At 53.0% G+C, this 21,689-nt stretch carries 19 protein-coding genes; 2 read left to right on the forward strand and 17 right to left on the reverse strand.

From position 1 onward, the window contains the following. Window positions 1–4 precede the first annotated feature (4 nt). The 5 genes from DWX59_RS05265 to DWX59_RS05285 all read right to left on the reverse strand — a co-directional run bounded on the left by DWX59_RS05265 (window position 5) and on the right by DWX59_RS05285 (window position 4,992). Window positions 5–691 (reverse strand): glycosyltransferase family 2 protein, encoded by a 687-nt coding sequence (locus DWX59_RS05265; RefSeq protein ID WP_117556723.1) that lies wholly within the window; start codon window positions 689–691, stop codon window positions 5–7. A 67-nt stretch (window positions 692–758) separates the two neighbouring features. After that, window positions 759–1,772 carry an ATP-grasp domain-containing protein gene (locus tag DWX59_RS05270; protein WP_165641790.1) on the reverse strand — a complete coding sequence of 338 codons (1,014 nt, stop codon included), beginning with the start codon at window positions 1,770–1,772 and terminating at the stop codon, window positions 759–761. Window positions 1,773–1,853: 81 nt separating this feature from the next. Beyond that, complete coding sequence (locus DWX59_RS05275) at window positions 1,854–2,987, reverse strand: DegT/DnrJ/EryC1/StrS family aminotransferase (RefSeq protein ID WP_117556725.1); 1,134 nt, start codon at window positions 2,985–2,987, stop codon at window positions 1,854–1,856. Between the two features lie 49 nt (window positions 2,988–3,036). Continuing rightward, window positions 3,037–3,933, reverse strand: coding sequence for a glycosyltransferase (locus tag DWX59_RS05280; RefSeq protein ID WP_173906011.1), 897 nt, complete (start codon window positions 3,931–3,933; stop codon window positions 3,037–3,039). 57 nt (window positions 3,934–3,990) lie between these two features. Further along, window positions 3,991–4,992, reverse strand: coding sequence for a glycosyltransferase family 8 protein (locus DWX59_RS05285; protein WP_117556727.1), 1,002 nt, complete (start codon window positions 4,990–4,992; stop codon window positions 3,991–3,993). Window positions 4,993–5,154: 162 nt separating this feature from the next. On the opposite strand from DWX59_RS05285, the gene DWX59_RS05290 reads away from it, so the two are divergent. After that, window positions 5,155–6,699 carry a L,D-transpeptidase gene (locus DWX59_RS05290; RefSeq protein WP_117556729.1) on the forward strand — a complete coding sequence of 515 codons (1,545 nt, stop codon included), beginning with the start codon at window positions 5,155–5,157 and terminating at the stop codon, window positions 6,697–6,699. Between the two features lie 146 nt (window positions 6,700–6,845). On the opposite strand, the gene DWX59_RS28635 is transcribed toward DWX59_RS05290, so the two are convergent. The 8 genes from DWX59_RS28635 to DWX59_RS05325 all read right to left on the reverse strand — a co-directional run bounded on the left by DWX59_RS28635 (window position 6,846) and on the right by DWX59_RS05325 (window position 14,267). Then, the gene (locus DWX59_RS28635; protein WP_166460166.1) at window positions 6,846–6,986 is read right to left on the reverse strand and encodes a hypothetical protein; all 141 of its coding nucleotides are present in this window, start codon (window positions 6,984–6,986) and stop codon (window positions 6,846–6,848) included. Window positions 6,987–7,037: 51 nt separating this feature from the next. Continuing rightward, entirely contained in the window at window positions 7,038–8,486 is a 1,449-nt protein-coding gene (locus DWX59_RS05295; RefSeq protein ID WP_117556731.1) for a lipopolysaccharide biosynthesis protein, read from the reverse strand. A gap of 42 nt (window positions 8,487–8,528) precedes the next feature. After that, on the reverse strand, window positions 8,529–9,515 hold the full coding sequence (locus tag DWX59_RS05300) for a glycosyltransferase family 2 protein (RefSeq protein WP_117556733.1): 987 nt from the start codon (window positions 9,513–9,515) through the stop codon (window positions 8,529–8,531). A 3-nt stretch (window positions 9,516–9,518) separates the two neighbouring features. Next, window positions 9,519–10,553 carry a glycosyltransferase family 2 protein gene (locus DWX59_RS05305; protein WP_117557280.1) on the reverse strand — a complete coding sequence of 345 codons (1,035 nt, stop codon included), beginning with the start codon at window positions 10,551–10,553 and terminating at the stop codon, window positions 9,519–9,521. 29 nt (window positions 10,554–10,582) lie between these two features. Then, window positions 10,583–11,683, reverse strand: coding sequence for a UDP-galactopyranose mutase (glf, locus tag DWX59_RS05310; protein WP_117556735.1), 1,101 nt, complete (start codon window positions 11,681–11,683; stop codon window positions 10,583–10,585). 200 nt (window positions 11,684–11,883) lie between these two features. Continuing rightward, window positions 11,884–12,606 (reverse strand): trehalose operon repressor, encoded by a 723-nt coding sequence (gene treR / locus DWX59_RS05315; protein WP_117556737.1) that lies wholly within the window; start codon window positions 12,604–12,606, stop codon window positions 11,884–11,886. An 87-nt stretch (window positions 12,607–12,693) separates the two neighbouring features. Continuing rightward, window positions 12,694–13,449, reverse strand: a complete 756-nt coding sequence (locus DWX59_RS05320) for a TraX family protein (RefSeq protein ID WP_117556739.1) — start codon at window positions 13,447–13,449, stop codon at window positions 12,694–12,696. Next, complete coding sequence (locus DWX59_RS05325) at window positions 13,446–14,267, reverse strand: Cof-type HAD-IIB family hydrolase (RefSeq protein WP_117556741.1); 822 nt, start codon at window positions 14,265–14,267, stop codon at window positions 13,446–13,448. Before DWX59_RS05325 ends, DWX59_RS05320 begins: the two co-directional genes overlap by 4 nt. 296 nt (window positions 14,268–14,563) lie before the next feature. Here DWX59_RS05325 and DWX59_RS05330 point away from each other — a divergent pair, with 296 nt between their 5' ends. Further along, window positions 14,564–16,222: a hypothetical protein gene (locus DWX59_RS05330; RefSeq protein ID WP_117556743.1), complete on the forward strand. Its 1,659-nt coding sequence runs from the start codon at window positions 14,564–14,566 to the stop codon at window positions 16,220–16,222. 80 nt (window positions 16,223–16,302) lie between these two features. Here DWX59_RS05330 and DWX59_RS05335 read toward each other — a convergent pair whose 3' ends face one another. The 4 genes from DWX59_RS05335 to DWX59_RS05350 all read right to left on the reverse strand — a co-directional run bounded on the left by DWX59_RS05335 (window position 16,303) and on the right by DWX59_RS05350 (window position 21,680). Continuing rightward, a complete protein-coding gene (locus DWX59_RS05335) occupies window positions 16,303–16,863 on the reverse strand; it encodes a 3D domain-containing protein (protein ID WP_117556745.1) in 561 nt (186 codons plus the stop codon). A gap of 160 nt (window positions 16,864–17,023) precedes the next feature. Beyond that, window positions 17,024–18,691, reverse strand: coding sequence for a 2-isopropylmalate synthase (gene leuA, locus DWX59_RS05340; protein ID WP_117556747.1), 1,668 nt, complete (start codon window positions 18,689–18,691; stop codon window positions 17,024–17,026). A gap of 339 nt (window positions 18,692–19,030) precedes the next feature. Further along, the gene (locus DWX59_RS05345; protein ID WP_166460167.1) at window positions 19,031–21,142 is read right to left on the reverse strand and encodes a BglG family transcription antiterminator; all 2,112 of its coding nucleotides are present in this window, start codon (window positions 21,140–21,142) and stop codon (window positions 19,031–19,033) included. Then, window positions 21,132–21,680, reverse strand: a complete 549-nt coding sequence (locus DWX59_RS05350; RefSeq protein WP_166460168.1) for a class I SAM-dependent methyltransferase — start codon at window positions 21,678–21,680, stop codon at window positions 21,132–21,134. Before DWX59_RS05350 ends, DWX59_RS05345 begins: the two co-directional genes overlap by 11 nt. Window positions 21,681–21,689: the final 9 nt, after the last annotated feature.

The following is a 21,689-nucleotide window of genomic DNA, read 5'->3' on the forward strand; positions in this document are numbered from 1 at the left end:
ATACTCAGCGCTTTCTAAAATTCTGTATCAGCAGTATGGATAGCAGCATACGGGTCATGTAGCTTGCGGCGGTCAGGGGCTTTAAATAACTCTCCCCCTCCAGCCTTTCATCAATGGTAACCGGCACCTCCGCCACCCTGGCCCCCTGCTTGATCAGGAAGGACACGGTATCAGGCTCCGGACCGTAATTCAGGTTCAGGGCAAACTCCTCTATCATCCTCCGGTCAAACAGGCGCATGCCGGAGGTGGGGTCCGTGATCCTGGCCCCGGTGGTCAGGCGGATTGCAGCCCCGATCAGACGGCTGCCCACCATGCGCATGGACCAGCCCTTTTTCCCGTAAATGAACCTGGATCCGATGACAATATCAAAGCCCTGTTCCATCTTCTCCTTCATGGGTCCGATGAACTCCGGCCTGTGCTGCCCATCCCCGTCAAACTGGATGGCGTAGCGGTAGCCTTTCTGGTAGGCGTATTTCATGCCTGCCTGGAAACAGCCCGCAAGGCCAAGGTTCACCGACAGGTCCAGAAGGTTGTATCCGTTCTCCCGGCATATGCGGGCGGTGCGGTCCCTGGAACCGTCATTGACCACCACATAATCCAGTTCAGGGAAATCCCTCACCAGGTGGTCCACCACCTTTTCTATATTCTTTTCCTCATTGTAAGCCGGTATCACTAGCAGTACCTTATCCATATTGATTCCTCTGTCAGATTATATGTAACAGTTTTGTGGCTTAACTGTTACGATTGCATCATGCCTGTTACCATACCAGAAGCCGTATATCCTTCTGCGCCCTGACGCCGGGCCTGGCGGACAGCACTTCCTCCCGCGGCTCCCTTCCCATGGCCCAGAGTACCAGGGCCAGGGGCAGGTCTGCGCCGGCAGCATGGCTGAAGGGATATCCTCCCCCAAAGCGGGCGTTCATTTCCAGAACATAATAGGTTCCGTCCTCCTCCAGCACATCCACATCCAGGTTCCCCCTGTGGCAGAGCAATGTGCCAAGCGTCCTGCCGAGTCCTTCAAGTTCCTTATTGTCAATGGTCCCGGCCGCATCTGTCTCGCCGGAACGCATGGCCATCTTCTCCTTGACAATGGTGGTGCGGTATCTCCCGTCCAGGCCGTTCATCACATCCAGTCCATATTCCCGCCCCTTGATCCGCTGCTGGAACAGGACGCAGGAATCAGGATCTGCCATGGATTCATATTTCATGTAAGAGTCCTGTATGCCCCTGCGGCATTTGCCTGCAAGCACCTTCATTTCTTCCGGGTTGTCAGCCTGGTATACGGACAGGGAACCCATGCCCCACCGTGGTTTGACCATCACCGGCCAGGATAGGCTCCCATTCCCCGCCGCCTTAAGCGCCTCCTCCATGGCCAGCCAGGATGCCGGCACAGGGATTCCCGCCTCCTTCAGCACTGTAAATGTCTTCCATTTATCATTGCAGATATCCACTGCCTCCGGTTCGGCCGTCACCACCAGGGTTCCCACCGCTGCAAACAGGGCCCTGTTTGCAGCCAGCACCGGCACATCAATATCAAACAGCGGGACCAGCAGGCCGATGGCCTCCTTTTTACAGTATTCCAGCAAAAAGGAAATATATCCCTTATCATAGATAAGAGGTGTAATCACTGAACGGTCGGCGCTGGCAAAGGCAGGGCATTCACTGCTGTTGGCTGCATGGACCAGCCCGCCGCAGCCCGCCGTCTTAAGGGCCTCTTTAAAATATCCTGCAAGATAACCTCTCCTGCCTGCGCTTGTGAGTAAAATATTCATAATCAGGCTCCTCGTCATATTTTCTTCCGGCGCTGCCACGATAGCTCCCGGCCGGATAAAACACATCTTAGTACCGCGCCGTCATCTGCCCGGCCCGGTACCGCATTCCTTCAAGATCCTGCATATCCGGTCCACATCCCGGACAGAAAGGCCGGCATACAGGGGCAGGGTCAGCACCCGCTCCGCCATATACGAGGCCACCGGCGTATCCTCGGGCGAGAACCGGCCCTCGTAACACTGGAACGCATTGGTCAGGGGATAAAAATATTTCCTGGGATAAATATCGTTAGCAGCCAGGGCATCGTATATCTGGTTCCTGTCAGCCCCAAAACCGTCAAATACAACGGGGAAATACGCATAATTAGGCGTAAGCCCTTTTTGGCAGTGCGGCAGCTTAAGGCCGGGGAGGCCGCCCAGATGTTCCATATAACGCTCCACCACCTTCTTGCGTTTCCCAATCTCCTCATCCACGTGGCGCAGGTTGCACAGGCCCATGGCTGCCTGGAACTCATTCATCTTGGCATTGCCGCCCACCCAGACCACATGGTCCTGGTCCACAATCCCGTAATTCTTCAGACAGTTGAGCCTGTGGTCCATCCAATCCTCGGCAAATGTCACTGCTCCGCCTTCTATGGAATTGAACACCTTGGTGGCGTGGAAACTGAAAATGCTGGCGTCCCCGAACTCGGCCACACCCTTTCCGTTGTAACGCTCCCCAAAGGTATGGGCCGCATCATAAATCACTTTCAGGCCATGCTTTTTGGCAATGGCCCCAATCCGCTCCACATCGCAGATATTGCCGTACACATGGACCGGGATGATGGCCGATGTGCGTTCTGTTATCAGGTCCTCTATCTTGTCCGGGTCCATGGTATAGTCCTTGGGATTGATGTCACAGAACACGGGCGTCAGGCCGTTGCGGACAATGGCATGGGTGGTGGATGCAAATGTAAAGGGCGTGGTTATCACTTCCCCGGTCAGTTCCAGGGCCTGGATTGCCATCTCTAAGGCCATGTGCCCGTTAACGAACAGCACCAGCCGTTCCGTTCCCATGTATTTTTTAAGCTCCTGTTCCAGCTGCTTGTGGAAATCCCCCATATTGGTCATCCACGCACTGTCCCATATGGGCCTGATCATCTCAATATATTCTTCATAAGAAGGCATCGAAGACCTGGTAACCAGAATCTTCTTCCCTTTATCTTCCTGTCGGTTCATGAAACATTTCCTTTCCGGCCCCGGTATTCCCCATCCATGTCCAGTCCGCTTACCACCGCATCCTGCACACAACCGTGAGGAACCACACCTCTGCCAGTATGATGTCTAATGCCACCCCGGCCGCCGCCATCAAGGCAGGTCCGGCATGCAGGTATTCCCTGTAATAATATAGCTTGCTCTGGTGAAGCAGCCTCTGCTTGTCAACCATCCGCTTCAGGCTCTTGTCAATGGTGGCGGAATGCGCGTGGACATAGGATTCGTCTGTTACCAGCACGGTCTTTAACCCCATCTCCTGAAACTTCCGGCCCAGCACCTTTTCCTCATAATACAGGAAAATGCGGCTGTCAAACAATCCTTCTATGTCCTGGGGTGTCAGAAGCCCTGGCTTCAGCATAAAAAAAGACCCGGGTACTGCGTCCACCAGGCGGCTGCCCTCATCCCCCGCATTGGGAAGACGGTAGGGCGGGGTATTCAGCATGTCCTTAAACAGCCGTCTGGTGATAAGACCGGTGTCCAGCAGGTCCTTCCACAGCGGCAGCAGGGTCCAATAGGAGAACAGATCCTTTCCCTGCGGATCCGTCACCCGGGCCGAAGCCATCACTGCGCCCTCCGTGTTATCCAGGGCCTGCTTCACCCGCTCAATGCACCGGGACGTCACATGGATATCCGGGTTGGCGATGATGATATAATCCGCCTCCAGATATTCCACTGCATAGTTTATGCCGGCCTGGTTGCCCATGCCGTATCCTCCATTTTCCTCGGTCCTCAGCACGTGGACCTTATCCGTATGCCGCAGTGTCTTAAGCTGTTCCCAAGAATCATCCGTGGAGCAGTTGTCCACCAGCACGATGGAATCCAGGCATGGATACCCCCTTATCTCATCGGCAAGCCCCATGGCTGTGGCTGCATCGTTATAGTTTAATATAATACAGCATATTTTGTCCATATCAATCCTTGTTTCCATTTTATTTGCGCTTCCTCCGGGCATCTGCCTGTCCTCAACCTATTTGCGCTTCCTCCGGCTGTCCACCAGCTTCATCCCCATATGGCGGCTGACCCACAGCCTGAAGGGCGGGCAGAGCCAGGTCAGGCGGTTGAACAGCCACCACATGTGCATGTACCGCTCTTTTCCGGTCTGTCTGGGCGTGTCCTTCCATGGCGTCCTGGCCAGATAATACTCATACAGTTTCTTAAAATGATTATGGTTCCCGGCAATCCATGGCCGCTCATCCCCCAGATAATGGATGATGGCCGGGGAGCGCCTGGCCTCCAGATACGCTTCCTCCCCGATTTCCCGGTAGGCAGCGCACATGGTACAAAGGGTGGAATACCGGAAATAGCGGTAATTGGTAAAATAATTGTATTTCACCGGAAGGGTCTTTATTCTTCCTTTTAGGGCTCCGTTGATGGTATCCTGGTCGCATGCAAAGAGCCTGCCATGACAGCTTTTGTAGAAATCCAGAAGCTTCTTAAGCACATCCTCCCCGCGCCACCTGTCAAGGTCCATAAGCAGGACGCCTGAATTGTAATACGGGTCGTCCTTGCCCAGGCCAATGGATTCCTTCATCTCCCGATACACCGTTGGTTCCATCACCATCCCCACCAGCGCGTCCCCTAACCCTGTTTCATAAAGGGGCCTTATGCTCTGGCATACAATGGTGTCGCAGTCCAGATACAGGGCCTTTTTCACGGTGCCTGGCAGCACCTGCGGCGCAAAGAGCCTGCCCATGGCGCTGATATCAAATCCCCTGGTATCAATCTCAAAGTCAAACCGCTGCCTCAGGTCCCCCAGTTCCACCACATAGAGGGTCCTGTGGAATGCCCCCGCCATATCCACAAGCCTGTCCTTATATTCCTGGCACATCTGGGCAGATAATACGTAAAGATCCATATTCCTTATATTCCGGTTATTATCCAGCAAAGAATACATGGATGCGGCCAGATGTCCGGCATACCCGTCATTGGACGCATATATGATATTGGCTGTTTCTTCATTCCATTCCATATTATGCCACCTGTTTCTTACGTTCTTTGGTCTTTCTAAGGTCATTTTGTTTACAATTTTACATTATCACTTCTAAAAAGTAAATCACATCTGGAATTTTTCCCTTAAATATGATAAATTAGGACATGTATGGTATCTATAAAAATTAGGAGGATTTTTCCAATGCATAAGTACATGAAACGTACTGCTGCCGCCCTGCTTGCCGGAGTCTTCATCATCGGACAGGCCTGTACGGCATTGGCAGCACAGGATGATTCCAATTACGGGCCTGCATTCGGCACCACCAAGGCAGAACAGACTGCACCTGGCGGCGGACAGGCTTCTGGCGATAATCAGGCTTCCGGTGGCAACCAGGCTTCCAGCGATAACCAGGCTTCGGGCGGCAACCAGACACAGCCGACCCAGGGCGCTGCCACGGAGACCATCCCCGGCAACGATGCTGCAGCCAATGCCCAGGCGGATGCGGATGCGGCGGCAGCCCAGGCAGCGGCCGAACAGGCAGCGGCAGCCGAGGAAGCAGCCATGCAGGCTGCCATCATTGCCAACACGCCTTATCTTCAGCTTCAGGTGCTGCGTCCCGACACCACCTGGACCGACCCGGTCATCGGTGACACAACCGTTGTTTCCGAAGGAGGATTCCGTTCCCTCTGTATCTATCTGAACAACATCGTGGGCAATGTACTTTACAGGACCTACACCAGCGCACACGGATGGAGTGAATGGGCCATGAACGGCGACCATACCACGGTATGGGAGGACGGCGCCCTGGTAGAAGCCATCCAGATCCGCTTCACGGGATTTGTGGGCAACACCTTTGACGTTTATTACCAGACTACCCTGACTGACGGCACGGAACTTAACTGGGCGCGCAACGGACAGACAGCAGGCACCATGGGCACAGGAAAGGTAATGCAGAGCTTCCGCGTATCCCTCTGGGGCAAGAACGGCGAGGCCGCATCCTACAACATGGATAAACCCCTGGAGGCAGCTGCCCCGGACGGCATCCAGACCATTGACGGCGCTGTTGTGTACAGTAACGGGACCGGCGTACCATTCACCGGATGGGGCTGGAATGACAGGGACCGCTACTACTTTGTGAACAATGTCCCGGTAACAGGCTGGCAGTACATAGACGGCTACAAGTACTATTTTGATGAGACAGGCAAGGTCGTAACTGACCTGGAGCCGATCATCGGCGCCAACGGTCCCTTCCTTATCCGCATCAACAAGCAGATGAACACCACCACCGTGTATGTGAAGGACGGCGGAAACGGTTTTATCATCCCGCTTAAGACATTCCTCTGCTCCACTGGTGAGGATACCCCGTTAGGTACCTTCAAGACACCTGAGAAGTACCGCTGGAGGCTGATGAACAGCGGCGTTTATACACAGTATGCAACACGCCTTGGTTCCGGTTTAAGCTTCCTGCTCCACTCCATTATTTATGACAGTCCCAATGTGAACACGCTGAAGCCTGAGACCTATAACTTCCTGGGCGTGGTACGTTCCGCGGGCTGCATCCGTTACACATCCGGCGATTCCAAGTGGATTTTCGACCACTGCGCGCTGGGCACCACGGTTGAGGTTTACAATTCCTCCATCCCCGGCCCATATGACAGGCCTGCCATTGAGCAGCCCATCTCAGCGGACCAGCACTGGGATCCCACGGATCCGGTTGCAGTGGCAGCCATGAACGGCGGACAGTAAGTACTGCGGACCACGGTAGATATTGTGGACCGCGCTCCATGCAAAGATACATGAAAGGACATGAAGGCCGCAGCCCCCATAATAAATCACGGGGCTGCGGCCTTTTTATATTTCCCGCTGTCTGTTCTGCTGCTGTTTCTTTCGGGTTACATTAAGTCTTTCCTCTCCACCTCTATCCTGCACTGCTTCCTGAAAAATGCAATTCCGTAATTCAGGACCTCTGTGTATCCTTCCTCCGACAGCACATCATCATAATACCTGTCATATACAACATAAGTATAGCCCATATGGGTTTTCAATACAACAGGAATCCTATAGGCCCAAATGGCGGCTTCCTGTCACCCAGGCCTTTTCCGTCCCACCATCCGCAGCAGATAGGTGAAGCTTTCCATCTTAAACACCCAGGCCCCTCCCCCATACAGGACCGCCCCTGCGCCGATCTGAAGCGCCAGCTTCATCCAGGGCCCCCCGGGCAGTACGGACCCAAGGGCATACACAGCGGCGCACATTCCAACGGACAGGGCCATGGACGGCATGATATCCATCCACTGGCTGGATATGCTGTACCCCAGCAGCTTCTTGTTGGGCCAGGCATTGATGAAGGTGCAGAGGAAATCAATGACAGCCTTGATGGACACAAGGATAAGGGGACCGAACCAGGCCCCGATTACAAGTCCCAGGATACCAATGGTCTTCTTGATGACCTCCAGCTTCAGGAAGATATCGCTGCGCCCCACCGCGTTAATGGCCTGGAGATTGGTGATGTGGATGGGCCAGAAGGAGTAGGCGATGCACATGATCCTAAGATACGGCACACAGATCATCCACTTCTCCCCCAGAAGCGCCAGTACCATGGTATCCGCCACTGCAAACAGCCCAAACAGCATAGGCAGCACCAGGAAGGAGCTGGTCCTGATGGCCCTTCGCACCATGCTCCTGACCTGGGCAACATCCCCCTGCCTGGAGGAAAATGCGGGCAGCAGAACTGCCTGGATGGCCGCCCCCAGGTTATTGACAATGAGCTTGGGGAACTGGTCGCCCCGGTTGTAGGCGCCCAGCAGTTCCTCATTATAAATCTTCCCCATGATCAGGCCATAAAGGTTGTTGAACAGGGTGTCTAAAAGGGCTGCCAGCAGCAGCTTCCACCCAAATGAAAACATGGCGCTTATACGGCCCATGGCAAACACCAGGCGCGGTTTCCAGCTGACCGTCATGAACAGGGTTGTCATAAGCGCCAGATAATAGGCAATCTGCTGCCCCACCATGGCCCATACGCCCATTCCCCTTAATGCCATGAGGATACTGGCTGCGCCGGATATCACCACCGCCACCATGGTGGCTTTGAACAGGCCCTTGAATTCCATTTTCCTGGACACATAGGCGGTCTGCACTGAAATCACGGCTCCCGGGAACAGCACCACGGCCAGGACCCGTACAATGGGCACCAGCACGTCATTGTGGTAAAATCCGGCAATGGAAGGCGCGGACGCATAAAGGGCTGCATACATCACGGCCGCTATAGCCAGGCTGAAATAGAAAACAGATGAGAAATCCGTGTCATCTGAATGCTTTTTCTGCACCAGGGCAGTGCTGAAACCGTTCTGCACCACCACATTGGCAATGGTGATGAATATCATGATGATGCTGACAAGGCCATATTCCGCCGGGCTTAACAGCCGGGCAAGGATGATGGCAATCACGAACTGGATACCCTGGGCCCCGCCATTTTCTAATATTTTCCAAAACAGGCCTTTCAGGACCTTACTCTTAATCTCTGTCTCTGACAAATCCAAACTTCCTTTCCTGCACCCATTTTAGGTTAACCTGCCTTAATTACTTCCCCGCACCACTCTTTGGATCAGCCGGTACAGGCCGGGAGCCATGATTTCAAACCGGATGAAGAACCTGGTCCTGAGGCTCAGCTCCCTGTAATATCTCCGGTATTCCTTCTTCCTCACCTGGTCATAATGCTTTGTGTTAACCTGCGTGAGGAAATAAATCCGCTTTGCAGCGCTCATGGCCTCGTTATGGAACCGCCCGAAGGTGGACCGGTCAAAGGTCTCGTACATCTCCTTCATCTGCTCATAGTAGCGCTTCTGTTTGTTTTCATAATCCCCCTGTTTCATCAGGCTGGTCCAGGAACTTGCCACCCCCACCCGGTACACGCACATGGGCTCGTCCATATAGTAGGCGTATCCGGCGCATGCCATCATCAGCTGCATGGGGATGTCCCCCACCGGGCAGTGGAGATAGTAGTCAGGCAGCGTCTTTACGATTCTGGCCGGAAATACAAGGGACGCCGTGGGATATCCCGTGGATTTGTCCACGATTGCCTCCGGCTCCACCTTCCTGCTTTCCCTGTAGGGCCGCATCATCCCTTCTGCCATGGAGCCGTCCACGCTTATGATCTTACTGCTGTGAAAACACAGGGAACAGTCCGGGTGGGCCCGCAGAAAATCCACCTGCTTCCGGAGTTTATGGGGGTCTGTCCAGTAGTCATCCCCCTCGCACATGGCAATGAACTCTCCCCTGGCCCTTGGGAAATTGAAAATACTGATATTGGAAATCCCCTTGGAATACTGGTTTTCTTCCCTGAGGATCGGTTTTATGATATCCGGGTATCTGGCCGTGTACTCCCGTATGATATCGGCCGTCCCGTCCGTGGACGCATCGTCGTGAATCAGGATTTCGTATGCGAAATCCGTTTCCTGCATCAGGAACCCGTCCAGGGCGCTCCTTATATATGGGGCGTGGTTGTAGGTGATGCAGCAGATACTGACCGTGGGCCTGACATTTTCCATTTTATAATCATCCATATCTTAATCTCCCATAAACAACATCTGCCCAATGGTCCTGAGGGCCGTATTTTTCGTAAATCCGTAACGCATCATAAGCAGGATCTTCCCAAGCCTGCTTTTTCGCGGAAGTTCCGTAAACGCAGACAGTATCTCCCTCTGCCCCGGATCCAGCTCATCATGGAACAGGGCCAGCAGGCACCCGGCCTGCCCGAACATAAGCCTGTAATTCTCCTTTGCCCTGCCCCCGTCCTTGATGCGCGCCCCGGCGCCTTTGAGGCTGTCCCCTTTTTCCGCTCCCAGCGTGTTGTCCCTGTGCTGGCGGTACAGGTACAGCGGCTGCCCCACCCATCCAATCCTGCCAAAGCAGCTGGCAAGAAGGGCCAGCCAGGCGTCATGCATCAGGCAGACCCGGGGCAGCTGCTCCAGGTACGGCAGCATGGCACGGTTCATCATCACCGCGCCGCCGGTAACATTGTTCTGTACCAGCAGCTGGGGAAGGCTGGTGCGCTCCGGCGATATTTTCTGATAGCGGAAAAAGCTGGGGGCAATCTCACCCAGATGTTCATCCACCACCTTAAGGTCGGAGTGGACCAGGACCGGAAGCCCGCCCTTTGACGCGCTTCCTTCCAGCTCCTGCATTTTCCGGAGAAGCATCTGCGCCTTACAGGGCAGCCACACATCATCCTGGTCGCTGAGCATGAAGTAGTCTGAGGACGCGGCCCTTATAAGCCGCTCCCCCTGCTCAGGCGTCAAATCGTAATCATCCTCCCAGGCAGCCTTGCCCTTACCCGCTGCCAGGGAGGCCATCATCTTAAGCAATCCCAGGAAATGGGCCGCGGCCCCTCCTGAACCAGTGCGGCGGTGCAGTATCAGCACGCGGTCCCTATGCTTAAGGCCATACCGGTCCAAAAGCACGCCTGTGCCGTCCGACGAGCCGTCGTCCGATACCACAAGAAGGATTCCCCCCTGGCCCTGGGCCAGGATGGAATCCATCTGCTCTTCAATATAATCCCTGCCGTTATAGGCAGCCGCAAGTACCGTTATGCCGCGGTCCATACCTGCCCCGTCCAACACCTTCAATGCGTTCACCCAAAGATTTCCTCTGCCCGTCCCATGGCTGATTCAATCACCTTATCCATGTCATAATACTTATATTCTCCCAGACGGCCGCCAAACAATACATGCTCCTCCGCTTTTGCCAGTTCCTCATAGCGGCGGTACAGCTCCTGGTTCTTCCCGTCATTGACCGGATAATAGGGCTCCATGCCCTCCTGCCAGCTGACCGGATATTCCTTTGTCACCACGGTCTTTGGCTGGGTGCCGAATTCAAAATGCTTATGCTCGATCATCCTTGTATACGGCGTTTCCCTGTCCGTATAATTGACCACTGCCACACCCTGGTGGTTCTCTTCGTCAAGCACCTGGGATTCAAAGCGCAGGCTGCGGTACTCCAGCTTGCCATAACAGTAGCCGTAGAAAGCGTCAATGGTTCCTGTATAGACCACGGTATGTCCCAGGCTGTCATAATGCTCCCTGTGCTCCAGGTAATCCACGCCGGTCAGGATATCGCAGCCCTCAAACAGCTTATCTATGATGACATTGTATCCGCCGATGGGAATGCCCTGGTATAAGTCGTTAAAATAGTTATTGTCGTATGTGTAGCGGACCGGAATACGCCTGATGATAAATGCAGGCAGCTCCGTGCAGTCCCGGCCCCACTGTTTCTCCGTATATCCCTTGATCAGCTTCTCATACAGTTCCCGGCCCACCAGGCTGATGGCCTGTTCCTCCAGGTTGCAGGGTTCTCCCCGTACCTCTGCCTTCTGCTTCTCAATCATGGCCTTTGCCTCATCCGGCGTGGAGATTCCCCACATCTTGCTGAATGTATTCATATTAAAAGGCATGTTGTACATCTCGCCCTTAAAGTTTGCCACAGGACTGTTGGTATAGCGGTTGAACTCAGCCAGATTGTTGACAAATCCCCAAACCTTCTTATTGCTGGTATGGAAAATGTGGGCGCCGTACTTGTGCACATGGATTCCTTCCACATCCTCACAATATATATTACCGCCGATGTGGTCCCTTTTTTCCACCACCAGGCATGTCTTACCGTTCTTCTTTGCATACCAGGCAAACACGCCTGCGTACAGTCCGCTTCCGACCAGTACATAATCGTAATGCTTCATTCCGGATTCTCCTCCTTAAGGCCCCTCCTGAGCGCCCGCTGCATGTCTGATAAGGCGTGTTTACTAAGGGGGTTGTTTTCACAATTGTACTATGTTTTGGCAAAAATGTAAATGACGGCTTAAAACCTCCCACTCTGTCCGGCCAGATGGTTTTATCAGCCGTTTCCCTCCGCCGCGTGCGGTTCCCGGGCGCAGGTACTTCATTTCCCCCTGTGCGCCAGGTCATAGAACACAAACCGGTCCGGCCTGTGGCGTGACTGGGTGAATTCAAACATGATGCCCTGGGCATTGTATGTCATGCTGCTGACCACCGCCATGCAGTTATATCCTTTCATGTCCAGATAGGTCTCGTCAATCTGGTTCATGCGCTCCACGGTCATCTTCCGCTTGGTGGTCACGATGCTTTCCCCCAGTTCCTGCTCCATGTACTCATAAATGGAGCCCTCCGCAATCTCCCGGGTCAGGTTTTTCACCACATCCTTCAGGAAATAGTTGTGGTCAATAATCAGGGCCTCCCCGTCAATGTAACGCACCCTCTGGATATAATAAACCTGGGCCCCTATGGGGAATGTGGTCCTCTTCTGGATTTTCCCATCCACCGTAAGCTCGGCAAAACAGGCCACATGGGTCCTGTAGCTCTTTTTATTCCTGGCCACAGCCTCTTTCAGGCTCTCAATCCCACTTAGGAGGAACTCCGACTGTTCCTGGGGCTGGTATATAATCTGGACCCCTTTGCCGTGGATGCTCTGCACATATCCTTCCGATGCCATCTGTCCGATTGCCCTTCGTATGGTGTTCCTGGAACACTCAAATTCCTTAACCAACATGTTCTCCGAGGGCAGCATTTCCTGGCAGGCGTACACCCCGTTCTCAATCCTGCCCCGCAGTTCCATATAAATCCGGTCGTATTTCGTCTTAGCCATATCTACCTCACTATCCCGCATCCTCCCGGTGTACAGGAAAATGCACGCTCATACTAACGCTTATACTAATTTTACCCCTGTGCTCCCTCACATCATGGGAATGTGAAGGACAAACAGGCGGATTAAGAACAGTACCAGAAGGTGGAGGGGGTAAAACCAGTAAAATATATATTTATTACCCTGCCTTCCCTTTTCCCCGCTGTACATGAGCAGGGGGACTGCTGCCAACGCGCCTGCCCCCATCCCTGCCCCCAAGGTATCTGCAAAGGACACCAGGCATCCGCCCGCCACCCTGGCCGTACGGTTCCTCCTCAGAAGGTAGAATGCTGCAATCATCAGCATACCGTCCGCGCCGTAATCAGAATTTATCAGCCAGGCAAACCCGCAGGCAGCCGCCAGCACCAGGGCCATGTAAATATGCTGCCTGGCATCATAATAAGCTTCCGCCTTCTTAAACCCATGAAGCATCACAAGCCCGGCTGCCAGTTCCACATATATATTCCGGCTGCCTCCAATCCATCCATTGTACACTGCCAGGGAAAAGGGGATTTCCGAAACAGCCGCAAACACAATCATGCGCAGGCAGTATTTCCTCCAATCCCGGGTATGGAGGAACCCTTCCGTCAGAAGGAACCCATAAATAGGAAATGCTGCACGTCCCAATATCCTCATGCCATATGCCACATACCCAAGGGTTTCCGGGTTAACCGTCCAAAGGAAATTCCCCGGCGCGCCCCCGCCTCCCCCATACTCCAGCCAGTACTGCAGTATCACAAGCCCTGTATGGTCAATCAGCATGACAGCCATTGCAATCCATTTCAATGCATTACTGCTAAGCTTCATTTAAAATTCTCCTCTAGCGCCGCCAAAAGTCCCTGGTGGTCATTATCCAATGTCACATGTGCCGCGCTGCGCCGGACCACAAGGGGCGCGTTGGCCATGGCATAGCTGTTTTTAACCGCCCTGAGCATGTCCATGTCATTGCATCCGTCCCCGAAGGCAATCACCTGGTCCAGTCCAACGCCGTAATGGCTGCAGAGGAATCCCACGCCCCTGGACTTGCTCACCCTTCCATCCATCACTTCCAGGTATACAGGCGATGAAGATGCGACGGACAGGTCCGGGAAATGTTCCTTCAGGCGTTTTTCCAGTCCCTGCACTGCTTTCTCCTGCCCCATGAGGAGGAACTTGTGCACGCCCCGGTCCGCTGCGAATACTTCCCTTATGTCCCCGTTCATGGCCTTTAGCCCTGTAATCTCCTCTTCCTTCCTGACCCAGGGACTGCTGTCGTCATCCACCACCCATCTGCTGCCCCCATAGGTATTGCAGCAGATTTCAGGAAATTCCTTCCCAATCAGGTCCTTAATCCTGACTGCCAGGTCCAGGTCCATCTGGCAGCTGTACATTGTCTTGCCATCCTCATCCCGGACCAATGCCCCACTGTAACATACCATGGGCGCCCGGCAGCCAATCATGGCCTGGATTGTGGTCATGCCTTCAGGCATCCTGGCCGAAACCAGGACAAAGGGGACCCCTTCCCTTTCCAGTTCCAGAATCTTTCTGCGGGTGGGCTCCGGTACGTGATGGCTGCTGTTTAACAGGGTGCCGTCAATGTCACTGAAAACCATCTTATATTTATGGAATGTTCGGACAGCTTTCATACGGACTCCTTTCTCTTACGCCTTTATATCGCACCTTTATATCACGCTTTTTTACTGCGCTTTCGTATTACACTTTTTCCTGCTCTTTTACATTTTTAATCCCTATTATCTTAACACTGACATGGGGGTTTGCAAAGTATTTTTTCACCTTGTCCGCCTCCCTTCCCCTGTCCCATCCGGTCCGTTGGCGCTGAAAAGACCGGCTGTCCAGCTTTTCCCCCTTGTATTTATTTCTACATGTTATATAATCTTCTATAAGGCATTTGTTAAAAAGTCGTTAAAAATGGAGGAAATATATGAGAAAAAAGACGCAATTTCTGCTGAACCTGGTGTTGACACTGGTCTTTCTGGTGTTGATTGTCTTCCAGGGTCCTAACCTGAATCCAATGTATCCTGACGGTGCATTTTCCTGGTGCTTCATCATCAGCTGCTACGTAATCCTTAACTTTTTCGTAGCCCTTGGAAGCGTGCGTATTACTACCAATGAATACAACCGTCCCCAGTTATCCGTTGACAAGAGCGTGGGCGGATATAAGACCGGCTTTGCCCTTTTGGCCATCCTCTGGGTCCTGTACTTTGCCGCCACCGTCCTCTCCATGCCCCTGTTCAATTACAAGGTTTACAGGGACCAGCTGGGGACGCCTGTTGTGTCAGAGTTCACCGACACGGTCCAGCCCCTTGCCTTAGACCAGCTGCCCATTGTGGACAAAAGCCTTGCAAGGGAGCTTGCGGATAAAAAGGTAGGCGAAAACCCGGGGCTGGGCAGCCAGGTGGTCCTGGGAATCCCGGTAATCCAGAAGGTAAACGGAAAGCTGGTCTGGGTGGTTCCCCTGGAACACTCCGGCTTCTTCAAATGGCTTAAGAACATGGACGGCTCCGCGGGCTATATCGTGGTGTCTGCCAGCGATGTCAGCGATGTTACCCTTGTGACGGACCACAAGATTAAATACCAGGCCAATGCGTATATACTGGACGACCTGAACCGTCATGTCCGTCTGTTTGGAGGCGGCCTGTTCAAGGGCCTTACAGACTATTCCTTTGAGCTGGATGATGACGGGGTGCCCTACTGGGTCATCACTACCTATAAGAACCGATGGCTCTTTAACCTGCCGGAAGCAACCGGCGTGCTGACCGTGAACGCCACCACGGGTGAGACAACACAATACACCATTGACACCCTTCCGGAATGGGTGGACCGCGTACAGCCGGAAAGCTTTGTCATGGACCAGATACAGAACCAGGGCACCTATGTCCACGGAATCTTTAACTTCTCCAACCAGGATAAGTTCCGCCCCAGCCAGGGTGACATCATCATCTACAACGGCGCCCGCTGCTACCTGTTCACAGGACTGACCAGCGTTGGCTCTGATGAATCCGCCATCGGCTTTATATTGGTGGACATGGTGACAAAGGAATCCAACATTTACCAGATGAGCGGCGCCACGGAAACAGCTGCCCAGAGTTCTGCCGAAGGAAAGGTACAGCAGTTCGGTTACCGCGCCTCCTTCCCCATGATCATCAATCTGGACGGGCAGGCCACTTACTTCATGACGCTTAAGGATAATGCAGGGCTGATCAAGCAATACGCATTTGTTTCCGTTTCCAACTACACCAATGTGGGAACCGGTGAAACCATTGACAGCGCCCTGCGCAACTACCGCCAGGTACAGGGCACGGTGAACAGCAACATCTCCGCAGGCCAGGCCACCACCACGGCCAAAGGAACGGTCCTGAGGATTGCCAGTGAGACAATGGAAAACACCATCACTTACAAGATCATCCTGGAAGAGCAGAAGGACCACATCTTTACCGTGTCCTATGAGCTCAGCAGTGAACTGGCCCTGACCCAGCCGGGGGACAGGGTGTCCATGGATTATATGGAGGACCCCACCGGGGTTTGCCCGGCGCTCTCCTTTGATAATCTGGAGTTCACGCAGAAAGGGTCCGGCTCCTGATCATGTCCGCATAGGACGGAATAAAACAAAAGACATCTGTGCTAAATATGGATGGGGCTATCACAACAACCCCATCCATATCAAACATCAGATGCCTTCACTAAAAACACCTCTGCCTTATATCTTCCATTCTCAACCGCTTCCTCATGGGTATCGAAATAAATATCTATTACATGCCCGGTAATACAGGCGCCGGTATCTTCCACCGTATAAACCGCCTCCCCAATCCTGATCCTGCTTCCCAAAGGAAATATATCCAAATCAGCCGCCGCCGTATGCCCTGGCCTTGGGACTGTTCCTGAAAAGGTTAATTGGTTGTCCCCGGTACATAGTTCACAGCTGCAATAACCGGTGATTTCAAACATGCCGCAGGATTCCCCCAATTCTTCCTGTGAACCGTCCGGCATGGCATGGCCCGTTCCTTCCCTCTCCTCCTTATCCTCCGGTTCTTCCATCCCCTCAGATACTTCCTGTATCACAATTATGCCAGGCGCTTCAACGGAATGGTCCCCGTCTCCTGAACGGACCTCTATCTCCCCGGCACATGGTTTGGCGTAAGCGTTGGAAAGATCCGGCCCTGGCAGCAGCACTGATATCACAGCCAGGATTAATATGGCATTTCTTATATTCCTCCGGCACATACAATCCCCCCTCCATTATGTGAAAACGTGTTTTGGAACACATCCTAATCATAATATCGGCACAATTACCGTAATCCTTAACAACAAAAAAGCCAGCAGGCTGTATTTCCTGCTGGCCGGTATGATTTACCCTATATTAATAAAATGGTTCCATGCCTTATCAATAAAACAAACGGTTCACCGCGCTGAAGATACCGCGGATGGATGCCCTGGTGATGTTGGAACTGATGCCCACACCGTAGGTTGCCTTGCCTGTGACCTGGTCAACCAGGTGGATGTAGGAAGCTGCCTCCGCACCGGAGCCGGAACCAAGTGCGTGCTCGTTGTAGTCCAGGACCTTAATCTGGATGCCAAGGGCATCCTCAAGTCCTCTCTGTACAGCGTCAATGGGTCCGTTTCCAACGCCTTCAAATGTTTTCTCAATGCCGTGGTCTGAGAAGGTTACCTTTGCAAGGGTTGCAAACTCGCCGTCCCCTGTCTCTGTATCGGTTATGCGGCACTTCCTGAAATGCATGGGTTCCTTGCGCTCCAGATAATTCTTCTTGAATTCCTCCATAATCTGCTCAGGCGCAACCTCGCCCTGCTGCTCGGAAATCTTCTGGATGACATCTGCAAATTCCTTGTGCATCCCCTTGGGCAGCTTGAAGCCGTAGAAGGTGTCCATGACAAATGCCACGCCGCCCTTGCCGGACTGGCTGTTGATACGCACGATCGGCTCGTATTCCCTGCCGATATCGCTGGGGTCGATGGGAAGATATGGAACCTCCCAGTACTCCCCCTTCCTCTCGCGGAGCGCCTGCATGCCTTTGTTGATTGCATCCTGGTGGGAACCGGAAAATGCGGTGAATACCAGCTTGCCTGCATACGGATGCCTGGGCGGGATGTCCATCTTGGTACAGCGCTCACAGACCTCTGCAATCTCGCGTATATTCTCAATATTAAGTTCAGGGTTAATGCCCTGTGAGAACATGTTATAGGCAACTGTCAGGATATCCACATTGCCGGTACGCTCACCGTTGCCGAACAATGTGCCCTCCACACGGTCCGCTCCTGCAAGAAGGGCCAGTTCCGTGGAAGCCACGCCCTCGCCGCGGTCATTGTGGGGATGTACGCTTAAAATGATGCTCTCTCTGTTCTTAAAGTGCGTATGCATCCATTCAATCTGGTCCGCATACACATTGGGGGTGGTCATCTCTACGGTTGACGGAAGGTTGATGATAATGGGTTTCTCCTTGGTGGCTCCCCATGTCTCCTGGACAGCCGTACAGATATCAAGGGCAAATTCCAGCTCTGTCCCGGTAAAGCTCTCAGGTGAGTACTCAAGGCGGACCTGGGTATCGCACTCTGCCGCATAACGCTGGACCAGCTTGGTGCCGATGACCGCGATATCCTTAATTTCCTCCATATCCTTATGGAACACCACATCACGCTGTAAGGTGGATGTGGAATTATAAATATGTACAATGGCCTTCTTAATTCCCTCTAATGCCTCAAATGTCCTTTTAATCAGATGCTCGCGGCACTGTACAAGGACCTGTACCTCCACATCATCCGGAATCAGCTTGCGCTCCACCAGCGTGCGTAAGAAATCATACTCAATCTGGGAAGCAGCCGGAAAACCCACCTCAATCTCCTTGAATCCCAGTTTAACAAGAAGGTTGAACATCTCCACCTTCTCTTCCACGACCATGGGTTCCACCAGGGCCTGGTTGCCGTCCCTAAGGTCAACACTGCACCATACGGGCGCTTTCATGATTTCCTTGCCGGGCCATGTGCGCTCCGGGAAATTTACAACAGGGACCCTCTTATATCTCTTATAATTTAACATGTCTTTTCCTCCAATCCTGTCCATCATTTAAAAGTAATATACCAGTCCTACGGTCCTAATCCCTCAGCCCGTTCCGGGCAGTCGCTCGATGACACCGTAGCGGCGGACGATGAACAGTACTACCCTTACTGATTCAGCCCCATTTCCACATCATTCCTTTACTGTTAAAATCGCTGTGTTTTTGCAACGTTAATTCATTATATCACATTTAGAAATAGCTGACAACATGGATACCGGCCCCGGCTATTCTCAATAGTTATACCTTTTATTCCTGTTTTTTATGAACAATGGGGCGTTTGGAGAAAATCACGTTCCCTGCATGACTGCCTGCTGCTGTCCTTAACTTATGATGCTTAAAAGCTCGTAGGCGCTTGCGGCTGCCTCTATGGCTTCCCGCTTCCTGGCGTCCCCCAGCACATCCACCAGTTCCTCCAGCACCTTGATATGGGCCGTGTTATGGTTGGACAGCAGCATGACGATGAGTTTTACTGGGTCGTTTTCCGCATGGTTGAATTTAACCGGTTTGTCCAGGGTGATGACGCTCATGCAGGGCCCGGGCAGTTCAGGCGCCAGCAGATGGGGAAGGGCAACGCCCCTGTCAATGACCATGTAACCGCCCAGCCTGCGCTTGATGCGTATCATTTCATCTATGTGCTTCTGTGTGATATATCCCTGGTCCTTCAGAAGGTTTCCCGCTATCTGAATGGCATCATAACAGTTTTTAGCATGGACCTTAACCCCAATCAGGGACTCATCCAAAAGATTCCTTAAGGCAGGTTTCCTGCTTTTGTCCAGCCCTTTTACCTCATCCTTGATATCCCTTGCCAGCTCGATTGACAGCTTGATGCGCTCCTCTGGTTTCAGTTCCAGGGAACGGGCCGCGATGTTGATGGTTGCGCTGATATATTTATTCAGGTCCACGTTCTGCATACGCAGCATGAACATTCCCATAAGCTTATTGATATCCTCCAGTTTCAGTAAGGGGTTCACCGTGATGCACGGATAGTGGCTGCTCTCTAAAGGCAGGGTGGAGATAATCAGGTCACAGGGCAGGGGCTCAGGGGAATTGACAAATTCATGGTAAGAAATGGCCTTGACCACGTTAATATTAGAAAATATGGCCCCCAGGCGGTTTTCCAGTATCCGCGACGTAGCAACCGTGCTGTTGCACACAATAATCACGTTTTTCTTTGCGGCATCCTCCAGCGGGTTCTTGAGGATGCAGGCCACGATATACATGGAAATGTAGACAGCCTCCTTACTGCATACCTCCCGGTTTACATGTTCCATGCGCATCCGCAGTATGGACCACAGCTTCTCCCGTACCACCTGGCACACGTCAGGGAAGGTCTCCTCTATCTCTGTCAGCGCCGCGTTATGTTCCGCAGGTATATTGAGGAACAGCCGGTACTGCATGACGCTCAGATGGGTAGCCAGCTCCAGCACCGTGTCATCCCCCTCCTCAAACTCCAGCTCCAGGGAATCCTTTACCTCTGCAATCAGCTCTTTGGCAATGAGGACATTTTCCACATTGATGTCCTGGGACGAGCCGAACTTGCGCAGGGACATCCACTGTGCATGGATAAAGAACATTTCATCCTCATCCATGTCCAGACCGGTCCGGTCCAGTATCAGGTCGTGTATCCTGGTAAAGTCAAAGCCGGACTGCGCCTTGATATGTGTGTAATTCTGTCTTCCCACACTAATCCTGCACCCCCTGTACCTGCGTGAGAACGCTGTGAGCAGATACAGGAACATTGCACAGAACCCGTTATCCGATATGGTCACCTGGGCGCTCTCCTGCAGCTGCCGTATAAGGAACAGGATGTCCTCCCTCCACATGCTGATTGCTTCACAAAGAGCGTCCATCCTGTATTTTCTCAGCACATTTTCCGCCTGGATGAACCTCATGCCGATCAGATCCTGCTGGTGCGTCCCGGTTTCCAGCATTTCACGAAGAAGCATGACACATCCCCGGCGTATATTGCTCTCCGAATCCCGTACAGCAATTCCTGTGTGGGGCCTGGATATCATGTGGATGCAGAACTGGTTCATCCACGTTTTCACCTTCTGCAGGTCATTGGAAACCGTGGCCGCGCTTACCTGAAGCCTGTCCGCAATCCCGGCAATGCTGGTGGATGGTTCCTCTGTCAGCAGCCAGCCGGTAATGGACCTGACCCGTTCCCTGGAGGACATTATATATACGCCTGTGCCCTGCTCCTCCAGTTCCCTTTGGATGCGTCCATCGCTGTCATTTAAAAGTATCCCAAGTCCAGGCACCCTCACCACCGGTTCATGTGAAAATTCAGCCAGCCACCGGTCAATGACGTCCAGGTCACTGCGGATTGTCCGCGTGCTCACGGACAGCCGCCCGGCCAGTTCACTGCTTGTCATGGGCTGCCTGGACCGGATCAATAGTTCAATTATATGTATGCATCGTTCATAAAGCATATGTCCATCCCTCATCCCTGTGCCTGCCGTAACATTGTTCCACCACTTCCTCCCGGTCCGACAGACGCCGGGACGAAGAACATGCCAGGACAAATCCCCGCTGCTGTGACCAGCTTTTTATCACGGTCAAAAGCGCGGTGTCGGCTGACTTGTAACTGATCCAAATGAACCCCTCCGTTTTCAGGCACATCCCAAGACACGCCAGCAGCTCCCCGCTGTCCTCCACATAGGGAAGGACCATGAAAAGGCAGATAACGTCATAACGGCGCCCGGCCAGCAATCCCCCATCCTGGGTAAATGCAATATTCTTCCTGGCAAAATGTCTGCGGGCAAAGGAAATCCGTTCCGCGTCCGGGTCATATCCAGTAACATGCCGGAAGGAATCTGAGAGAATATAGCTCCCCCATCCATATCCGCAGCCATAATCCAGCACACAGTCCTGTACCTGGGCAGCAGCGGCATTATCATAGGATGCCAGCATGGCATGAAGGAATGGATCTTTGCGGATTAAATCCAGATACTGCATTGCCTTTTCCATTGTCCCCCT

The sequence above is a fragment of the Enterocloster aldenensis genome, from assembly GCF_003434055.1.
GTDB classification, from domain to species: Bacteria; Bacillota; Clostridia; order Lachnospirales; family Lachnospiraceae; genus Enterocloster; species Enterocloster aldenensis.

Bases quoted from the DNA above. Each gene is read 5' to 3' on its own strand.
- DWX59_RS05265 (WP_117556723.1), bottom strand. From the start codon at position 691: ATGGATAAGGTACTGCTAGTGATACCGGCTTACAATGAGGAAAAGAAT.
- DWX59_RS05270 (WP_165641790.1), bottom strand. From the start codon at position 1,772: ATGAATATTTTACTCACAAGCGCAGGCAGGAGAGGTTATCTTGCAGGA.
- DWX59_RS05275 (WP_117556725.1), bottom strand. From the start codon at position 2,987: ATGAACCGACAGGAAGATAAAGGGAAGAAGATTCTGGTTACCAGGTCT.
- DWX59_RS05280 (WP_173906011.1), bottom strand. From the start codon at position 3,933: ATGGACAAAATATGCTGTATTATATTAAACTATAACGATGCAGCCACA.
- DWX59_RS05285 (WP_117556727.1), bottom strand. From the start codon at position 4,992: ATGGAATGGAATGAAGAAACAGCCAATATCATATATGCGTCCAATGAC.
- DWX59_RS05290 (WP_117556729.1), top strand. From the start codon at position 5,155: ATGCATAAGTACATGAAACGTACTGCTGCCGCCCTGCTTGCCGGAGTC.
- DWX59_RS28635 (WP_166460166.1), bottom strand. From the start codon at position 6,986: ATGGGCTATACTTATGTTGTATATGACAGGTATTATGATGATGTGCTG.
- DWX59_RS05300 (WP_117556733.1), bottom strand. From the start codon at position 9,515: ATGGATGATTATAAAATGGAAAATGTCAGGCCCACGGTCAGTATCTGC.
- DWX59_RS05305 (WP_117557280.1), bottom strand. From the start codon at position 10,553: ATGGACCGCGGCATAACGGTACTTGCGGCTGCCTATAACGGCAGGGAT.
- glf (WP_117556735.1), bottom strand. From the start codon at position 11,683: ATGAAGCATTACGATTATGTACTGGTCGGAAGCGGACTGTACGCAGGC.
- treR (WP_117556737.1), bottom strand. From the start codon at position 12,606: ATGGCTAAGACGAAATACGACCGGATTTATATGGAACTGCGGGGCAGG.
- DWX59_RS05320 (WP_117556739.1), bottom strand. From the start codon at position 13,449: ATGAAGCTTAGCAGTAATGCATTGAAATGGATTGCAATGGCTGTCATG.
- DWX59_RS05325 (WP_117556741.1), bottom strand. From the start codon at position 14,267: ATGAAAGCTGTCCGAACATTCCATAAATATAAGATGGTTTTCAGTGAC.
- DWX59_RS05330 (WP_117556743.1), top strand. From the start codon at position 14,564: ATGAGAAAAAAGACGCAATTTCTGCTGAACCTGGTGTTGACACTGGTC.
- DWX59_RS05335 (WP_117556745.1), bottom strand. From the start codon at position 16,863: ATGTGCCGGAGGAATATAAGAAATGCCATATTAATCCTGGCTGTGATA.
- leuA (WP_117556747.1), bottom strand. From the start codon at position 18,691: ATGTTAAATTATAAGAGATATAAGAGGGTCCCTGTTGTAAATTTCCCG.
- DWX59_RS05345 (WP_166460167.1), bottom strand. From the start codon at position 21,142: ATGCTTTATGAACGATGCATACATATAATTGAACTATTGATCCGGTCC.
- DWX59_RS05350 (WP_166460168.1), bottom strand. From the start codon at position 21,680: ATGGAAAAGGCAATGCAGTATCTGGATTTAATCCGCAAAGATCCATTC.